General features: G+C 50.1%; 1 rRNA gene. It reads left to right on the top strand.

Annotated elements, in window-relative coordinates:
* Positions 1–7: 7 nt before the first annotated feature.
* A 23S ribosomal RNA gene (locus HMPREF2918_RS00180) occupies positions 8–2,908 on the top strand.
* The last annotated feature ends 7 nt before the right edge of the window (positions 2,909–2,915 follow it).

Raw genomic sequence — 2,915 nt, 5'->3', positions numbered from 1 at the left:
AAAATAAGGTTAAGTTAATAAGGGCGCACGGTGGATGCCTTGGCACTAGAAGCCGAAGAAGGACGTGACAAACGACGAAATGCTTTGGGGAGCTGTAAGTAAGCGACGATCCAGAGATGTCCGAATGGGGGAACCCACTAGCTGATGGCTAGTACTCCTATCTGTTAAGGATAGGTAGAGGAAGACGCAGTGAACTGAAACATCTAAGTAGCTGCAGGAAGAGAAAGCAAAAGCGATTGCCTGAGTAGCGGCGAGCGAAACGGCAGGAGGGCAAACCGAAGAGTTTACTCTTCGGGGTTGTAGGACTGCAATGTGGACTTAAAGATTATAGAAGAATGACATGGGAAGGTCAGCCAAAGAGAGTAAGAGCCTCGTATTCGAAATAGTCTTTATACCTAGCAGTATCCTGAGTACGGCGGGACACGAGAAATCCCGTCGGAATCTGGGAGGACCATCTCCCAACCCTAAATACTCTCTAGTGACCGATAGTGAACCAGTACCGTGAGGGAAAGGTGAAAAGCACCCCGGGAGGGGAGTGAAATAGAACCTGAAACCGTGTGCCTACAACAAGTTCGAGCCCGTTAATGGGTGAGAGCGTGCCTTTTGTAGAATGAACCGGCGAGTTACGATATGATGCGAGGTTAAGTTGAAGAGACGGAGCCGTAGGGAAACCGAGTCTGAATAGGGCGTCTTAGTATTATGTCGTAGACCCGAAACCATGTGACCTACCCATGAGCAGGTTGAAGGTGAGGTAAAACTCACTGGAGGACCGAACCAGGGCACGTTGAAAAGTGCTTGGATGACTTGTGGGTAGCGGAGAAATTCCAAACGAACTTGGAGATAGCTGGTTCTCTCCGAAATAGCTTTAGGGCTAGCGTCGACATTAAGATTCTTGGAGGTAGAGCACTGTTTGGGTGAGGGGTCCATCCCGGATTACCAATCTCAGATAAACTCCGAATGCCAATGAATTATGGTCGGCAGTCAGACTGCGAGTGCTAAGATCCGTAGTCGAAAGGGAAACAGCCCAGACCACCAGCTAAGGTCCCAAAATAATTGTTAAGTGGAAAAGGATGTGGGGTTGCACAGACAACTAGGATGTTAGCTTAGAAGCAGCTATTCATTCAAAGAGTGCGTAATAGCTCACTAGTCGAGTGACCCTGCGCCGAAAATGTACCGGGGCTAAAACAATTTACCGAAGCTGTGGATACCTTTATAGGTATGGTAGGAGAGCGTTCTATGTGTGGAGAAGGTGTACCGTGAGGAGCGCTGGAACGCATAGAAGTGAGAATGCCGGTATGAGTAGCGAAAGACAGGTGAGAATCCTGTCCACCGTAAGACTAAGGTTTCCAGGGGAAGGCTCGTCCGCCCTGGGTTAGTCGGGACCTAAGGAGAGACCGAAAGGTGTATCCGATGGACAACAGGTTGATATTCCTGTACTAGAGTATGTAGTGAAGGAGGGACGCAGTAGGCTAACTAAAGCGTGCGACTGGAAGTGCACGTCTAAGCAGTGAGGTGTGAATTGAGTTAAATGCTTAATTCTATAACATTGAGCTGTGATGGGGAGCGAAGTTTAGTAGCGAAGTTAGTGACGTCACACTGCCAAGAAAAGCTTCTAGCGTTTAAACATACTCTACCCGTACCGCAAACCGACACAGGTAGTCGAGGCGAGTAGCCTCAGGTGAGCGAGAGAACTCTCGTTAAGGAACTCGGCAAAATGACCCCGTAACTTCGGGAGAAGGGGTGCTGGCTTTCAGTCAGCCGCAGTGAATAGGCCCAAGCAACTGTTTATCAAAAACACAGCTCTCTGCTAAATCGTAAGATGATGTATAGGGGGTGACGCCTGCCCGGTGCTGGAAGGTTAAGAGGAGTGCTTAGCGTAAGCGAAGGTATGAATTGAAGCCCCAGTAAACGGCGGCCGTAACTATAACGGTCCTAAGGTAGCGAAATTCCTTGTCGGGTAAGTTCCGACCCGCACGAAAGGCGTAATGATTTGGGCACTGTCTCAACGAGAGACTCGGTGAAATTTTAGTACCTGTGAAGATGCAGGTTACCCGCGACAGGACGGAAAGACCCCATGGAGCTTTACTGCAGTTTGATATTGAGTGTCTGTGCCACATGTACAGGATAGGTAGGAGCCATTGAGATCGGGACGCCAGTTTCGATGGAGGCGTTGTTGGGATACTACCCTTGTGTTATGGCCACTCTAACCCGGTAGGTTCATCATCTACGGAGACAGTGTCTGACGGGCAGTTTGACTGGGGCGGTCGCCTCCTAAAAGGTAACGGAGGCGCCCAAAGGTTCCCTCAGAATGGTTGGAAATCATTCGCAGAGTGTAAAGGTATAAGGGAGCTTGACTGCGAGAGCTACAACTCGAGCAGGGACGAAAGTCGGGCTTAGTGATCCGGTGGTTCCGTATGGAAGGGCCATCGCTCAACGGATAAAAGCTACCCTGGGGATAACAGGCTTATCTCCCCCAAGAGTTCACATCGACGGGGAGGTTTGGCACCTCGATGTCGGCTCGTCGCATCCTGGGGCTGTAGTCGGTCCCAAGGGTTGGGCTGTTCGCCCATTAAAGCGGCACGCGAGCTGGGTTCAGAACGTCGTGAGACAGTTCGGTCCCTATCCGTCGCGGGCGTAGGAAATTTGAGAGGATCTGCTCCTAGTACGAGAGGACCAGAGTGGACTTACCGCTGGTGTACCAGTTGTCTCGCCAGAGGCATCGCTGGGTAGCTATGTAGGGAAGGGATAAACGCTGAAAGCATCTAAGTGTGAAACCCACCTCAAGATGAGATTTCCCATGATTTTATATCAGTAAGAGCCCTGAGAGAAGATCAGGTAGATAGGTTAGGAGTGGAAGTTGTGTGAGCAATGGAGCGGACTAATACTAATAGCTCGAGGACTTATCCAAAGAGTCA

This window comes from Streptococcus sp. HMSC065C01 (assembly GCF_001813525.1).
GTDB classification, from domain to species: domain Bacteria; phylum Bacillota; class Bacilli; order Lactobacillales; family Streptococcaceae; genus Streptococcus; species Streptococcus parasanguinis_V.
This window is presented reverse-complemented; position numbering and strand designations above follow the sequence as displayed.